17 protein-coding genes are annotated in these 13,305 nt (G+C 63.6%); 7 read left to right on the top strand and 10 right to left on the bottom strand.

The genetic code is table 11. From position 1 onward, the window contains the following. Positions 1 to 58 precede the first annotated feature (58 nt). Complete coding sequence (locus tag ACSQ3I_RS08520) at positions 59 to 673, bottom strand: hypothetical protein (RefSeq protein WP_435997880.1); 615 nt, start codon at positions 671 to 673, stop codon at positions 59 to 61. Positions 674 to 887: 214 nt separating this feature from the next. Here ACSQ3I_RS08520 and ppa point away from each other — a divergent pair, with 214 nt between their 5' ends. Next, a complete protein-coding gene (ppa, locus tag ACSQ3I_RS08515) occupies positions 888 to 1,424 on the top strand; it encodes an inorganic diphosphatase (protein ID WP_435997878.1) in 537 nt (178 codons plus the stop codon). Here the strand turns inward: ppa and ACSQ3I_RS08510 are convergent, their stop codons facing one another. Together ACSQ3I_RS08510 and ACSQ3I_RS08505 are read right to left on the bottom strand one after the other, a co-directional pair. Continuing rightward, the gene (locus ACSQ3I_RS08510) at positions 1,425 to 1,745 is read right to left on the bottom strand and encodes a DUF167 domain-containing protein (RefSeq protein ID WP_435997876.1); all 321 of its coding nucleotides are present in this window, start codon (positions 1,743 to 1,745) and stop codon (positions 1,425 to 1,427) included. It abuts the gene before it with no gap. Continuing rightward, positions 1,742 to 2,038: a YggT family protein gene (locus ACSQ3I_RS08505; protein WP_435998325.1), complete on the bottom strand. Its 297-nt coding sequence runs from the start codon at positions 2,036 to 2,038 to the stop codon at positions 1,742 to 1,744. Before ACSQ3I_RS08505 ends, ACSQ3I_RS08510 begins: the two co-directional genes overlap by 4 nt. Before the next feature lie 145 nt (positions 2,039 to 2,183). Here ACSQ3I_RS08505 and ACSQ3I_RS08500 point away from each other — a divergent pair, with 145 nt between their 5' ends. Then, positions 2,184 to 3,434 carry an MFS transporter gene (locus ACSQ3I_RS08500; RefSeq protein WP_435997875.1) on the top strand — a complete coding sequence of 417 codons (1,251 nt, stop codon included), beginning with the start codon at positions 2,184 to 2,186 and terminating at the stop codon, positions 3,432 to 3,434. On the opposite strand, the gene ACSQ3I_RS08495 is transcribed toward ACSQ3I_RS08500, so the two are convergent. The 6 genes from ACSQ3I_RS08495 to hemC all read right to left on the bottom strand — a co-directional run bounded on the left by ACSQ3I_RS08495 (position 3,425) and on the right by hemC (position 9,365). After that, positions 3,425 to 4,150 carry a glutamine amidotransferase gene (locus ACSQ3I_RS08495; protein ID WP_435997874.1) on the bottom strand — a complete coding sequence of 242 codons (726 nt, stop codon included), beginning with the start codon at positions 4,148 to 4,150 and terminating at the stop codon, positions 3,425 to 3,427. The two genes, ACSQ3I_RS08500 and ACSQ3I_RS08495, sit on opposite strands and share 10 nt — an antisense overlap. Further along, positions 4,140 to 4,622: a TerB family tellurite resistance protein gene (locus ACSQ3I_RS08490; protein ID WP_435997872.1), complete on the bottom strand. Its 483-nt coding sequence runs from the start codon at positions 4,620 to 4,622 to the stop codon at positions 4,140 to 4,142. The genes ACSQ3I_RS08495 and ACSQ3I_RS08490 overlap by 11 nt, the downstream gene beginning before the upstream one ends. A 124-nt stretch (positions 4,623 to 4,746) precedes the next feature. Further along, complete coding sequence (locus ACSQ3I_RS08485) at positions 4,747 to 6,369, bottom strand: heme biosynthesis protein HemY (protein WP_435997871.1); 1,623 nt, start codon at positions 6,367 to 6,369, stop codon at positions 4,747 to 4,749. A 13-nt stretch (positions 6,370 to 6,382) separates the two neighbouring features. Next, the gene (locus ACSQ3I_RS08480; protein WP_435997869.1) at positions 6,383 to 7,570 is read right to left on the bottom strand and encodes a mitofilin family membrane protein; all 1,188 of its coding nucleotides are present in this window, start codon (positions 7,568 to 7,570) and stop codon (positions 6,383 to 6,385) included. Between the two features lie 91 nt (positions 7,571 to 7,661). Further along, positions 7,662 to 8,387, bottom strand: a complete 726-nt coding sequence (locus ACSQ3I_RS08475) for a uroporphyrinogen-III synthase (protein ID WP_435997867.1) — start codon at positions 8,385 to 8,387, stop codon at positions 7,662 to 7,664. A 48-nt stretch (positions 8,388 to 8,435) separates the two neighbouring features. Then, a complete protein-coding gene (gene hemC / locus ACSQ3I_RS08470; protein ID WP_435997865.1) occupies positions 8,436 to 9,365 on the bottom strand; it encodes a hydroxymethylbilane synthase in 930 nt (309 codons plus the stop codon). 73 nt (positions 9,366 to 9,438) lie between these two features. On the opposite strand from hemC, the gene tsaD reads away from it, so the two are divergent. The 5 genes from tsaD to ACSQ3I_RS08445 are packed head-to-tail and all read left to right on the top strand — an operon-like array spanning position 9,439 to position 12,942. Continuing rightward, complete coding sequence (gene tsaD / locus ACSQ3I_RS08465) at positions 9,439 to 10,533, top strand: tRNA (adenosine(37)-N6)-threonylcarbamoyltransferase complex transferase subunit TsaD (RefSeq protein WP_435997863.1); 1,095 nt, start codon at positions 9,439 to 9,441, stop codon at positions 10,531 to 10,533. Then, positions 10,530 to 11,525, top strand: a complete 996-nt coding sequence (locus ACSQ3I_RS08460; protein WP_435997861.1) for an NAD(P)H-dependent glycerol-3-phosphate dehydrogenase — start codon at positions 10,530 to 10,532, stop codon at positions 11,523 to 11,525. Before tsaD ends, ACSQ3I_RS08460 begins: the two co-directional genes overlap by 4 nt. Positions 11,526 to 11,550: 25 nt before the next feature. Then, positions 11,551 to 11,844 (top strand): YciI-like protein, encoded by a 294-nt coding sequence (locus ACSQ3I_RS08455; protein WP_435997860.1) that lies wholly within the window; start codon positions 11,551 to 11,553, stop codon positions 11,842 to 11,844. Between the two features lie 6 nt (positions 11,845 to 11,850). Further along, complete coding sequence (locus ACSQ3I_RS08450; RefSeq protein ID WP_435997858.1) at positions 11,851 to 12,282, top strand: EVE domain-containing protein; 432 nt, start codon at positions 11,851 to 11,853, stop codon at positions 12,280 to 12,282. A gap of 9 nt (positions 12,283 to 12,291) precedes the next feature. Beyond that, positions 12,292 to 12,942: a class I SAM-dependent methyltransferase gene (locus ACSQ3I_RS08445; protein ID WP_435997856.1), complete on the top strand. Its 651-nt coding sequence runs from the start codon at positions 12,292 to 12,294 to the stop codon at positions 12,940 to 12,942. Here ACSQ3I_RS08445 and ACSQ3I_RS08440 read toward each other — a convergent pair whose 3' ends face one another. Beyond that, positions 12,943 to 13,287 (bottom strand): hypothetical protein, encoded by a 345-nt coding sequence (locus ACSQ3I_RS08440; protein ID WP_435997855.1) that lies wholly within the window; start codon positions 13,285 to 13,287, stop codon positions 12,943 to 12,945. Positions 13,288 to 13,305 lie beyond the last annotated feature (18 nt).

Raw genomic sequence — 13,305 nt, 5'->3', positions numbered from 1 at the left:
AGGCAGGATCGGCAGGCTGGCCGGCCCCATGGGGCCGGCTTTTCGCATCGGTCATCCCTCATTCCGGAAGATAACGCGACGGTTCGCTTGCGCGTTCGCCTCTTTCACCGTGGAAGCTCGGCTCGTCCTGGCCACATGTGAAGTTCGCGGCCATATCGTCGGCCACCTGGCGGGCAAGGCCATTGGCATCGCCGTTGGCGAGTGCATCGACATAGGCTGCGACACAGCCGGATTCGTCGTCAGATTGCGCGACACGGGAGATGACCAGGACCTGGCCTTCAAGCTCTTTCGTCGGCATGCCGGTTTCCGGGTCGAGATTGGAAATGAAATAGCGCAGAATGGCCGCAACCGGCGTGCCGCTGTCATCGACGCGCCACTCGACCTTCTTGCCGACATAGTTGAACATGCCGAAGCTCTCGAAGGCGCCGTCGATGTAGGACTGGCTGACCGGGCCGAAAAACACCGATTGGCGCGCGTCCCCTTCCTTGAAATAGACCGGGTAGCCATCGAGGCCACGGCATTTCAGCGAGACGCTGCCGCTCTCTTCCTCGTTGCGTGAAAGCGTCTTGCATTTATCGGTGTTCATGTCGGTGTAGCTGCTCTCGTTGGCGCCGGCCGCAGTCGCGGCGAGCGTCAGCATGGCGAAATACATACCGACCCGGATCATAGTCATCGCAAACCCCCGTTCCCTGCTGTTTCAACGCAACAACCGGCGCGCTTATTCGTTCGGCTCGACCGGTCAACCATCCCTCCTCACGCTACAGCCGTTCGCATGGCAGCGCGATGACTATTTCCGGTGGTCTGCTTCGTTCGAAAAGCCGTGTTGCGTTGCGGAATGAAAGCTATTATCTGCACAGCGATCTCTCCCTCACTCCCTGGAGGCCTGCATGCGCATCGACGCCATTTCCATCGGCAAGAACCCGCCGGAAGACATCAACGTGATCGTAGAAGTTCCGGTCGGCGGCCAGCCGATCAAGTACGAGATGGACAAGGAGGCGGGTACGCTGGTCGTCGACCGTTTCCTCTATACGCCGATGACCTATCCGGGCAATTACGGTTTCGTGCCGCACACGCTCTGTGAAGACGGTGACCCGCTCGACGTTCTCATCTGCAACACCCGTCCGCTGGTGCCGGGCTGCGTCATCAACGTCCGCCCGATCGGCGTGATGATGATGGAAGACGACGGCGGCAAGGACGAAAAGGTTCTGGCCGTGCCGGTTCCGAAGCTGACCCGCCGTTACGACAAGGTCAAGAACTACACCGACCTGCCGGAAATCACGCTCAAGCAGATCGAGCACTTCTTCACGCATTACAAGGATCTGGAGCCCGGCAAGTGGGTGAAGATCGGCGACTGGCTGGATGTCGACGCCGCCAAGCGCATCATTCTCGAATCGATCGAACGCGCCAAGGGTGCGAAGGGCTGATCAGCCTTCCGCTGCCATTCGGTCGATCCGCAAACACAAATCCTCCGTATCGCCATCGATGCGGAGGATTTTTTTACGCGCCGTTTCGCCTGAAATCAGGGAAATATTGGATTTCGCGATGCCCAGTCGCTTGGCGACCAGCGCGATCAGCGCCTTGTTGGCCTTGCCCTTCTCGGGAACCGCGGTGACGCGTGCCTTGAGCAAGGCCAAACCGTCCGCATCCGCCTCGATACCTTCGATCGCGTCGCGCCCGCTATTCGGCGTCAGGCGAAGGGAAAGGCGGATGTGATCGGCAAAGACCTGGTAAGGGGGGCGATTCAACCCCCGGCAACCATCGGGTAGATGGTGTTCCACATCAGCGAGCGGATGAAGAAGATGATCAGCAGCAGGATGATCGGCGAGATGTCGATGCCGCCGAGATTGGGCAGCACGCGGCGGATCGGCCGCAACACCGGATCGGTGACATTGTAGAGGAACAACGTCACCGAGTTGACGAACTGGTTGTGGGCATTGATGACGTTGAAAGCATAGAGCCAGGAAAACACGGCACTGGCGATCAGGATCCAGGTGTAGATATTCAAAGCCAGGTCAATGGTTTGAAAAAGCGCGAGCATCATCGTCTCCAATTCGTTGTTGACAGACATGTAGACATTGGCGAGTTAACGGGCAAGGGCCGCGGCCGATGGCACGATGAATCATGTTTAACGCGCCGCTTTCGGCCTGTTGCCGGCGCCTTTGGCAGTTGAAGAAAGTCCTTGCATGTCCATTCCTGCCAATGGTGACCGTTTCGCGGCCTTTCGCCATTCCTCTTATGCCCGCTTTTTCCTCGCGCGTTTCCTGGCCGTGTTCGCGATCCAGATCATCAGCGTTTCGGTTGGTTGGCAGATGTACGATGAAACGCGCAGCACCATCTATCTCGGCCTGATCGGCCTCTTCCAGTTCCTGCCATCGCTGCTGCTGATCCTGGTAACCGGTACGACCGCCGACCGCTACAATCGCCGGGCCATCGTTTCCATCTGCCTGGTGATCAGCGCATTCTGCGCCGCGGCGCTGCTTTTCCTTACCGTCACCGACAGTTTTTCGCCGCTGCCGGTCTTCGGCATCCTGCTGGTGTTCGGGGTGGAACGCGCCTTCATGGCGCCGGCGGTGCAATCGCTGGCGCCCAATCTGGTGCCGGAAAAAGACCTTGCCAATTCCATCGCCTGGAATTCCTCCTCGTGGCAGGCGGCATCGATCGTCGGCCCGGTGGCGGGCGGGCTGCTCTATGGCGTCAGTGCCACCGTTGCTTATTCCGTCGCGCTCGCCTTCATGGTACTTGCGGCACTGCTCGTCTTCACGATCCCGAAGCCGGCGCAGAAACGCCTGTCGGAAGCGACGGATTGGAGCACCATCCTTGCCGGCTTCCGTTTCATCTTCTCGGAAAAGGTGGTGCTGGGAGCGATCTCGCTCGACCTGTTTGCGGTGCTGCTCGGCGGCGCCGTCGCCCTGATGCCGGTGTTTGCCCGCGATGTGCTGACGCTTGGTCCCTGGGGGCTGGGGCTTTTGCGCGCCGCTCCCGGTGTCGGCGCCATCGTCGTGGCGATCTGGCTTGCCGCTTATCCGATCCGCCACCATGCCGGCATCACGATGTTCATCGGCGTTGCCCTGTTCGGTGCCGCAACGGTCGTTTTCGGCCTGTCGGACAGTGCCTGGCTGTCGATCCTGGCGCTCTGCCTCATGGGCGCCTCCGACATGATTTCCGTCTATGTGCGGGAAACCCTGATCGCGCTCTGGACGCCGGACGAGGTGCGCGGGCGGGTGAATGCGGTGAATATGGTCTTCGTGGGCGCTTCCAACGAACTCGGCGAATTCCGCGCCGGCACCATGGCAGCCGCCTTCGGTGCCATTCCGGCGGTGGTCATCGGTGGGGTCGGCACGCTTGCCGTCTCGATCATCTGGGCAATGGGTTTTCCGCAGCTGCGTCGCATCGATACGCTGGATACGCCTCGCAAGGCCGGCGATCAGCGCTGATCGTTTTCGGCAAAGACCAGGTCGAGGAAGGTCGAGAGCCAGGAGCGCAGCGGCGCGTCATGCAGGAAGCGGCCGTCGAGATGCGCCTTGCCGAGCTGGGCGTTGGGCATGGTGAAGCGGTGTGCGCCGTGGACCACCCAGCGATGCATCATGGCGCGGGTCAGTTCGGCGTGGAACTGCAAGCCCCAGGCCTTGTCGCCGTAGCGGAAGGCCTGGTGCGGATAGGCGTCGCCTTCCGCCAGAAGCTCGGCGCCGGCCGGCAGGTCAAACCCTTCGCGATGAAAATGATAGACCATCTGCGGCCAGGGCAGCAGCGCCTTGCCGCTTTCGGTGGCGCGTAGCGGATACCAGCCGATTTCCGTCAGCCCGTGCCGGTGGCTGGCGACGGTACCGCCGAGATGGCGCACCAGCATCTGCGCGCCGAGGCAGATGCCGAGGTAGGGGCGGCGTTCCTTCAAGGGCACGCCGAGCCAGTCGATTTCCCGCTTGACGAAGTCGTCCGGATCGTTGGCGCTCATCGGTCCGCCGAAGACGACGGCGCCCGAATGATTGTCCAGCGTCACCGGCAGGGGATCGCCGAGCACCGGGCGGCGGATGTCGAGGCCGTATCCCTTTTCCACCAGCATCTGGCCGACGCGGCCCGGGCTTGACCGCTCCTGATGCAGGACGATCAGGATCGGCGCCTTGCGATCCGGCGACGCAGGGTCAATCAGCATCGCCGCCTCCGGCGCTTTCCGGCGCACGGGCTGCGGCCTGGCGGCGCTGGGTGATACGGTCGTTGCCGGAGACGCCGAGCAGGTCGGCAATCCGCCAGATGACGTGATCTTCCATCTCGCTGCGCACGCCATCGGCATAAACGATGTCCCAGAGGATGCCGACCAGCTCGATCCGCTGGTTCTCGTCGAGGTGCCGTTTCAGGTCGGTGGTGAAGCGATAATAATCGACCGCCTCGTTGCCGGCTTCGCGCCCGGCCTCGATCAGCGCGTCGAGCTTGCTGCCGTCGAGATCGTAATGTTCGCGCAGCAGCACGCGCAGTTTTTTCGTTTCGGTTTCCGAAACCGTGCCGTCCGCCTCCATCACCTGGGTGCAAAGCGCTGCCACGGCGATCAAGGGGTCGCCGGGGGCAAATTCGCTGGTGGTGCGGCTGGTGGTCAGGCTTTGGAAAAACGTCTGCAGGCGCTCCAGCATCGGGCGTCGGTCCTCTAGAGCATTTCCAGCCGAAGCGGGGTCGTTTCGGCGTCGGACAATGCGGCAAGAAACAAAAACATAGAGCATGTCCGGTGAAGCTTTTTCACCGGACATGCTCCAGGGTTCAGAACAGACGCAGGCGCGTCTTGGAATCGGTGTCGCCATCGCGGTTCTTGACGCCGGGATCATCCGGCGGACGGCCGAAGAACGGATCCGGCGTGGGTTTTTCCCTGGCAGGAACAGTCTCGGTTTTTTCCGTCTTCACCAGCTTGACCGGCGGTTGTTCGCGCACCGGTTCGGCAACTATGGTTTCGGTTCGTGGTGGAACCACCACAGCCTCGATGACCTTTTCCTTTTCCGGAAGCGGCTCCGGCTCCGGTTCGACGGCGCTGAGCGGCGGCAGCGAGCGCAAGGCCTGTTCGCCGTTCGACAGCGAACCTTCCTCGACCGGGCCGTCGAGCTGGCCGAAGGGCGCCTTCCATTCGAAGGCATCCAGGCGTCCGGTGACCGGCGAAACCGGCAGCCATTTGTCGGAGACGAAACCGTCGGCAACCCAGGCCGGGTCGCGCGGCGCGCGCAGCGCCTGGGCGAGCCAATGGCGGATACGGCCCTGGTCGCCGGTCTCGGCCTCCTCGATATCGGCAAGCAGCAGGAAGACGCCTTCGCGCGCATCCATGCGAGCGGCGGCCTCGGCCTTGGCGCGGGCGCGTTCGAACTGCTTGGCATCGAGTGCTGCGCGAGCGACGACGAGCAGCGATTCGACATTGTTGGGTTTCAAGGCTTCCAGCCGGTCGGCGCGCTTCAGCCGGTCGAGCACGCTGTCGCCGCTGCGGGCGCGGACATAGGTGCGGCCGATCTCTGCATCGGGCGCCATCTTCCACACCTGCTCCAGCACGGCGGACGCCTTGCGGGTATTGTCCTCGCGGAAATAGCTCCTGGCGGCGATCAGGGCGGCCGGAACCAGCCCGGGGGCGAGCTTCAGTGCCGCCAGCGCATCGTTGCGGGCGGTTTTCGGGTCTGCTTCCAGCAGATCGCCGGCACGCGCGGTCAAAAGCACGGCCTTGGTGCGCTCGGCGGCTTTCTTGTCGAGCACATGGGCGACGCGCTGCTGCTCCAGCAACCGAATTGCATCGTCCCAATGGCCTGCTTGACAGCGATATTCCAGCGTTGCCTGTGCTGCCCAGGGCAGGTAGGGCGCCTTTTCGGCGGCCTGCTCGGCATATTGTCGCGCCGCCTCGTTGGCGCCGAGCCGACGGGCTTCGAGATAGAGACCGCGCAAGCCGAGCTCGCGGGTTTCCGGATCGTCGGCCATCAACTCGAATTTTTTCCGTGCTGTGTCGTGCTTGCCTTCGATCAGCGCGGTCTGGGCTTCGAGCAGATGGATGAGCGGCTCCTGGTCGGCGCTGATCAGGCCGCGGCTGCGGGCTGCCATCTTGGCGGCGAGAGCGGAATTGCCGGCACCGGCGGCAATCAGCCCGGTCGACAGCGCCTGGTAGCCACGGTCACGCTTGCGGGCGCGAAAATAGCGGGTGACGGAATGCGGCGAGGTCCAGATGGTACGCACCAGCCACCAGACGATCATGACGGCGGCGACAAGCGCCACCACCAGGCTGGCGGCCACCATCAGGCTCATCTCGACGAGTTTGCCCTGCCAGAGAATGGAGAGTTCGCCGGGCCTGTCGGCAAGCCAGGAAAAACCGAAACCGAGAGCGAGAACAAGGACGGCAAATACGAGAATTCTGATCATGTCGTCCCGGGCCTCAGATCTGTTTGTTGCCGGCGGTCACCGCCGCATTGACGAGGTCTTCAATCTGCATGCGTTCGTCGAGCGCTTTCTTGAAACCGGCGGCGGCGGCCTTGCCCGCTTCGGGCAGGCCGTCCCATTCGGTTACCGCTGCCTTGAGGTCGCCGCGCTTCACCTTGTCTTCGATGCGGGCGATCACCGCTTCCGGCGTCGCACCTTCGACGTTGCCGACATCGCGCACGGTCACCAGCGACATCGCGCTGGTGAGCAGGCGGTCGCCAAGTCCGGCATTCGGATCGGGCTGGTTGACGGCCTCGAGGATCGCCGGAGCCGCGGCCTCGAATTGCTTGACGAGGTCGGCGCGGGAAGCCACGCCTGCGGTTGCGAACGGTTGCAGGCTGGTCACCGCCGGGTCGTCGGGACTGACGCTGGACAGCGTCTCCAATTCGGTGACGAACGGGCCGCCGCGATCGATCGCCGCCTTGATGGCGGTCAGCGCGATGGTGCGGGCGACGGTGCCGTCGTTCTGCGGCTCGGACAGCTTCTTTTCGATGGCGTCGAGACGCTGCGTCAGCTGGCCTGTACCGCTCTGGGCCTCGCCGGCAGCACTGGAGAGGCGGTCGACGGTTTCCGTCAGGCCGGCCAGCTTGTCCTGCAGGGCGGAAACGACACCGTCGTCGCCGGCAACGGCCGGATTGGCGGCGGCTTGCTCTAGGGTCGTCAGGCGCTGCTCGATGGCACCGGTATCGGCTTGCGGGGCGGGGGCCGAAACCAGCGTCGCGACCTGGGCCTTCAGCGCTTCGATCTCGCTGGTCAGCGCCGAATTGTCGATGGCAGGCGAAGCGCCGGGAAGATAGCCGGCATATTGCATGCTGCCGGCGCCGGCGAGAGCGACGATGCCGCCGAATATGCCGGCGGCGATCAGGGCCGCCGTTGCCGGTTGCTGTCGCGGCTTTTCCACCGTCTGTTGCGGTTCGAAGACAGGCCGTGCCGTCTCGGCTTCCGGCTGCGGCCGGTCGGCGGTCTCGGGGGCGCTGTCGATGGTTTCCGCCTGTTCGACGGTTTCGATCTCAGCTTCCGCCGTCTGCGACGGCTCGTCGGCGAGCCGGGATTTTTCCGCCTCGGTCACGTCTTCCGCGGACAGGTCGATGATGACCGGTTCGTCGGGTTTTTTCGAGTGGCGTGACGGATCTTCCGGAATCATGGCTACCTCTTTTTCCATGCAGTGCAACAAAACTAGTCAGCAAAACCTGCCAAGGAAAGGCCTTGGCGAAATTTTGCGGCCTTTGCATGGTTCAGAGAAGGTAAAGAAGATCTTCTTCCTCCGGAGATGCGGCAACGTCGATCTGCGTATCGAATTGCGGCGGCACGGCGTTTGCGATGTTGCGGCTGAGGCATAAAAAACGCGTCCTGTGCAGCGGCGAGAGGTCGCGGGTGAACACCGGCAGGCTGAAAAACCGCTCGACATTTTCCCGCGAGTAAAAAAGCACCACGTCGACAGGGCGCTCCACCAGGGTCTGGCGAAGTTCGTCTGGATCATGGTCGATCGGCAGCATGTGGTAACATTCGACGGTGCGGAAGGCGATTGCCGCCTCCGCCAGCGCCCGCTCGAAACCGGAGGCACGCGGCCGGCCGGCGAGATAGAGCAAGGGGTCGGTCGGGGTGCCGTTTCTTGCGAAATGATCGGCGATCAGGGCGGCAAGCTCCAGGCCGCTGCCATCGGCGGAATGGGCCGTGGTGAAGCCGGCCTCGCGGGCGACGGCTGCGGTCACCTTGCCGACGGTGAAAAGCGGCACGGTGCGGTGGGTGTCGAGCTTGCCCTCGAGTTTTGACAGGGCGCGGACCGCCTCGGCACTGGTGATCGCCAAGGCGCCGTAAGGCTTTTCCAGCGCCCGTTCGGTCGCAAGCACGTCATGGGTCGGCGCGGTCAAGGGCAGCACGACTGGCATGTGGCCACGCTGGCGCAGCTTTTCCGCCGTGCGGCGGCCGGAAAGATGCGGCCGGGTAACGATCACGCGCATAAAACCCTCCTTTCCGGTTTGCGGCCTGCCTCAGTCTTCGGAATTACGTCAGCCCCAGCCTTCGAAGAAGGCCGCGCCGGCATCACGGCGCACCTTTTCGCCGGCATCGTAACCGAGTTTTTCGGCGGCGTTGCGTTTGCCGCTGACTTCCACCCGGTGCGACTGGCTGCCGTCGGGTGTCAGCACCATGCCGGAAAAATGCAGGTCCTCGCCGTCGCAGGTGGCATAACCGGCAATCGGGGTCCGACAGGAGCCGTCGAGCGCCGCGAGGAAGGCCCGTTCGCAGGTCACGGCGTCGAAGGTTGCGGCGTGGTTGATCGCCGACAGCAGGGTCTGGATGCGGTCGTCGCCAATGCGGCTTTCGATGCAGATCGCGCCCTGCGCTGGGGCCGGGGGGAACTCCACGGGATCGAGCAATTCGGTGACGATATCCGGCTTGCCGAGCCGTTTCAGGCCGGCAAAGGCGAGCAGCGTCGCATCCACCTGGCCTTCGGCCAGCTTGCGCAGGCGCGTATCGACGAGGCCGCGGAAGGTGATGACGTTGATATCCGGCCGCAGCCGGCGGATCAGCGCCTGCCGGCGCAGCGACGACGAGCCGACGGTGGCGCCTTCGGGCAGTTCTGACAGTTTCGGCGCGGTGCGGCCGACCACGGCATCGCGCGGATCTTCGCGTGGCAGAAAGGCGGAGAGATGCAGGCCTTCCGGCAATTTGGTCGGCATGTCCTTGGAGGAATGCACGGCGATATCCAGGTCGCCGGATGTCAGCTGTTCTTCCAGTTCCTGGGTGAACAGGCCCTTGCCGCCGATTTCCGCAAGGGAGCGATCGGTGATCCGGTCGCCGGTGGTCGACAGCACGACGATCTCGAACATTTCGGCGGCCAAGCCGTGTGCCGCCATCAGCCGGTCACGGGCTTCATGGGCCTGGGCGAGCGCCAGCGGGCTGCCGCGCGTGCCGATCCGGAAAGGTTTTGTTTGCATCCGCTCTGATCCGTTGTTACCGACAGTCTCCATAGAACAGGTTCACATGCGACTGCAATCCGACGACGACCCGATGGTAAGACCGCTCCGTATTCTCGGTATCGAAACAAGCTGCGACGAAACCGCCGCCGCCGTGGTGCTGCGCCACCCGGATGGCCGTGGCGAAATCGTTTCCGACGTGGTGTTGAGCCAGCTCGAAGAACACAGCGCCTATGGCGGCGTCGTGCCGGAGATTGCCGCACGTGCCCATGTCGAGGCGCTCGATACGCTGATCGAGGAAGCCTTGCTGCGCGCCGACGTGTCGCTGGCCGATGTCGATGCGATTGCCGCGACCTCCGGGCCGGGGCTGATCGGCGGTTTGCTGGTCGGGCTGATGACCGGCAAGGCGATTGCCCGGGCGGCGGGCAAGCCGCTGTATGCGGTCAACCATCTCGAAGGCCATGCTCTGACGGCACGGCTGACGGATGGGCTGAGTTTTCCTTACCTGATGCTGCTCGTCTCCGGCGGCCATACGCAGCTGATCCTGGTCCGTGGTGTCGGTGACTATGAGCGCTGGGGCACTACCATCGACGATGCACTGGGCGAGGCCTTCGACAAGACGGCGAAATTGCTGGGGCTGCCCTATCCGGGCGGTCCGGCGGTGGAAAAAGCGGCGCTGACCGGCAATCCGGAGCGTTTTTCCTTTCCGCGGCCTCTGGTGGGCGAAACCCGGCTCGATTTCTCCTTTTCCGGCCTGAAAACCGCCGTGCGCCAAGCGGCGACCTCGATTGCGCCGCTGACGCAGCAGGATATCGCCGACATCTGCGCTTCGTTCCAGAACGCCGTGTCGCGCACATTGAAGGACCGCATCGGCCGCGGCCTCGCGCGTTTTCGCGAGGAATTCGGCTCGGTGGCCAAACCGGCGCTGGTCGTGGCCGGCGGGGTTGCCGCCAACCAGGTGCTGCGCGGCACGCTGCAGGCGCTGTGTGACAAGCACAAATTCGATTTCATCGCGCCGCCGCTGAGGCTGTGCACCGACAATGCGGCGATGATCGCCTGGGCCGGGCTGGAACGGCTGGCGGAAGACCTGCCCTCCGACGATCTGGCGACAGCGCCGCGTTCTCGCTGGCCGCTGGATGCCAAGGCAGAAACGCTTGTCGGCTTCGGCAAGCGGGGAGCAAAGGCATGACGGACGGGCAACGCGAAAAGATCGTCGTCATCGGCGCCGGTGCCTTCGGCACGGCGCTGGCTGCCGTCATCGCCCAGGCCGGGCGGGCCGGTGTGACATTGCTCGGCCGCGACGTCTCGCTGATGGCGGACCTCAGGGCCGATGGCGTTCACGACGCGGCCTTGCCGGGCATCGAATTGCCGGATTCCCTTTTGTATTCCGCCGAACCGGATGTGCTGGCCGATGCCACCATCGTGCTTTTTGTCATGCCGTCGCAGGCGCAGGCCGATGCCGCGCAGCAATATGGTCCCTATCTCGCCCACGATGCGGTTGTCGTCACCTGTGCCAAGGGCATCGACCGGGCATCCGGCCGGCTTTTGACCACGGTGCTGGAAGAAGAATTGCCGCACCATCCGGTCGCGGTTCTCTCCGGCCCCGGTTTTGCTGCCGATATCGCCCGCGGCCTGCCGACCGCCATGTCGGTCGCTGCCGCTGATATTGCCGTGGCGGAACGGCTGGCGCAGGCGATTTCGGGACCGACCTTCCGGCTGTACGCATCGGCGGACCGCATCGGCGTGCAGCTGGGCGGTGCACTCAAGAACGTGCTGGCGATTGCCTGCGGCATCGTCGAAGGCGCCGGACTGGGTGATTCGGCGCGGGCAGCGCTGATCGCCCGTGGCCTGGCGGAAATGTCGCGGCTGATTGTTGCCGAAGGTGGCGAGGCGGATACGGTGCGCGGTCTTTCGGGTCTGGGCGATCTGGTGCTGACGGCAACCAGCCATCAGTCGCGCAACCTGCGTTTCGGCATTTCGCTCGGCCGCGGCGAGCCGCTCGACGTGACACGTGGCGGACTGGTGGAAGGTGCCTTTGCCGCCTCCGTCGCCGCCCGGCTTGCGGAGCGCCTGTCGATCGACATGCCGGTGACGGAAGCGGTTGCGGCGATCATCGACGGCCGTCTCGACGTCAAGGCTGCCACCGAGCAGCTGATGACGCGGCCGATCACCACGGAATAAAACCCACTTCAATCAGGAGAAACCCATGCTTTTTGCCTTTATCTGCACCGACAAGCCCGGCCACCTGAACGTGCGGATGGAAACCCGTCCGGCGCATCTCGAGCACCTCAACAAGCTCAATGCCGAGGGCACGCTGAAGATCGCCGGTCCTTTCCTCGATGCCGACGGCAAGCCGTGCGGCAGCCTGGTGATCGTCAAGGCGGACAGCATCGAAGCGGCACAGGCGATTGCCGATGCCGATCCTTATACCAAGGCCGGCCTGTTCGAAAAGGTCGAGGTAAAACCCTACAACTGGGTCTTCAACAATCCGGAGGCGTAAGGCGTCATGGCGCACTGGCTTTATAAATCCGAACCGTCGAGCTGGTCCTGGGAGCAGCAGAAGGCGGCCGGCGAAAAAGGCACGGAATGGACCGGCGTCCGCAACTATCTCGCCCGCAACAACATGCGGGCGATGAAGATCGGCGAGAAGGGGTTCTTCTATCATTCGAACGATGGGCTGGAGATCGTCGGTATCGTCGAGGTCTGTGCGCTCAGCCATCCGGATTCAACCGCCAAGGAAGATGCGCGCTGGGACTGCGTCGATATTCGCGCCGTCTGCGATCTGCCGAAACCGGTGTCGCTCAAGGATATCAAGGCCAATCCGGCATTTGAAAAGATGTCGCTCGTCACCTCGATGCGGCTCTCCGTCCAGCCGGTGACCGATGAGGAATATCTGGAGATCTGCCGCCTCGGCGGTCTCGACAATCCGCCGCTCTGAAGGTCGGCCGTGAAGACCGATCCCGAAACCTTCATCCTCGGCAATACCAGCCTGATTGCGCCGCCGCACGTGCCGGAAATCCGCCTGCACCTGGCAAGCGAAGTGCATGATCTCTGGCTGAAGACCGAAGAGGAGCTTCAGGATATCGGCCTGCCGCCGCCCTTCTGGGCGTTTGCATGGGCGGGCGGGCAGGGGCTTGCCCGCTATATCCTCGATCATCCCGAGATCGTGCGAGGCAAAAGCGTCCTGGATTTCGCCAGCGGTTCAGGGCTGGTGGCGATCGCGGCAAAGATGGCGGGTGCGACCAACGTGCTTGCCGCCGACATCGATCCCTGGACCCGCACGGCAATTGCCTTGAATGCCGCCGCCAACGGCGTCGAGATCGGTTTTTCCGGTGAGGATCTGGTCGGGCGTCCGGTCGATGCCGATGTGGTGCTGGCTGGTGACGTCTTTTATGACAGTGATTTCGCCAAGGCGCTCGTGCCGTGGTTCGAGGGTCTGTGTCGGCACGGCAAGGTGGTGCTGGTCGGTGACCCCGGTCGCGCCTACCTGCCGAAACAGCGGTTGACGGCCTGCGCTACCTATGAGGTGCCGGTGACGCGGGTGCTGGAAGACAGCGATGTCAAGAAGACCACCGTCTGGCGGTTTTCCGCCGGTTGATCAGGGCCGGACGACGCAGACGCCGGCCTCATAGGAGCAGGCGGTCCTTTTTGTCGAGACATCGATGACCTTCGCCGCCGGCCGGCGGTATCCGTCCCCGCCGTTTCGGCTGAGATAACCGTCATAGGAAAAATAGATGCCGTTGCCGCGGACCTTCAGGCCGGAGATCGCGCCGGCATAGGTGCCGAGCCCGGGGATGATCGACGGAAGGCCGGAGTGCGCGATGCCCGAGGATCGCTCGTGGTGATGCCCGTGATGACGGTCGCCGGCGGAAACCGGTAGGGTGAGCAGGCCAACAAAAACGGCGGAAAGCAGCGGCGTAACCAGCGAGCGACGCAAAACCATGCCCGGACCTCCGATGAC

Origin of the sequence: Rhizobium sp. LjRoot30 (assembly GCF_964253915.1) — a bacterium.
Lineage (GTDB): Bacteria > Pseudomonadota > Alphaproteobacteria > Rhizobiales > Rhizobiaceae > Metarhizobium.
This window is presented reverse-complemented; position numbering and strand designations above follow the sequence as displayed.

Coding starts and splice junctions, on each gene's coding strand:
- ACSQ3I_RS08485 (WP_435997871.1), bottom strand. CDS start 6,369: ATGATCAGAATTCTCGTATTTGCCGTCCTTGTTCTCGCTCTCGGTTTC.
- ACSQ3I_RS08450 (WP_435997858.1), top strand. CDS start 11,851: ATGGCGCACTGGCTTTATAAATCCGAACCGTCGAGCTGGTCCTGGGAG.
- tsaD (WP_435997863.1), top strand. CDS start 9,439: ATGGTAAGACCGCTCCGTATTCTCGGTATCGAAACAAGCTGCGACGAA.
- ACSQ3I_RS08505 (WP_435998325.1), bottom strand. CDS start 2,038: ATGCTCGCGCTTTTTCAAACCATTGACCTGGCTTTGAATATCTACACC.
- ACSQ3I_RS08500 (WP_435997875.1), top strand. CDS start 2,184: ATGTCCATTCCTGCCAATGGTGACCGTTTCGCGGCCTTTCGCCATTCC.
- ACSQ3I_RS08520 (WP_435997880.1), bottom strand. CDS start 673: ATGACTATGATCCGGGTCGGTATGTATTTCGCCATGCTGACGCTCGCC.
- ppa (WP_435997878.1), top strand. CDS start 888: ATGCGCATCGACGCCATTTCCATCGGCAAGAACCCGCCGGAAGACATC.
- ACSQ3I_RS08475 (WP_435997867.1), bottom strand. CDS start 8,387: ATGCGCGTGATCGTTACCCGGCCGCATCTTTCCGGCCGCCGCACGGCG.
- ACSQ3I_RS08460 (WP_435997861.1), top strand. CDS start 10,530: ATGACGGACGGGCAACGCGAAAAGATCGTCGTCATCGGCGCCGGTGCC.
- ACSQ3I_RS08490 (WP_435997872.1), bottom strand. CDS start 4,622: ATGCTGGAGCGCCTGCAGACGTTTTTCCAAAGCCTGACCACCAGCCGC.
- ACSQ3I_RS08480 (WP_435997869.1), bottom strand. CDS start 7,570: ATGATTCCGGAAGATCCGTCACGCCACTCGAAAAAACCCGACGAACCG.
- ACSQ3I_RS08455 (WP_435997860.1), top strand. CDS start 11,551: ATGCTTTTTGCCTTTATCTGCACCGACAAGCCCGGCCACCTGAACGTG.
- hemC (WP_435997865.1), bottom strand. CDS start 9,365: ATGCAAACAAAACCTTTCCGGATCGGCACGCGCGGCAGCCCGCTGGCG.
- ACSQ3I_RS08495 (WP_435997874.1), bottom strand. CDS start 4,150: ATGCTGATTGACCCTGCGTCGCCGGATCGCAAGGCGCCGATCCTGATC.
- ACSQ3I_RS08440 (WP_435997855.1), bottom strand. CDS start 13,287: ATGGTTTTGCGTCGCTCGCTGGTTACGCCGCTGCTTTCCGCCGTTTTT.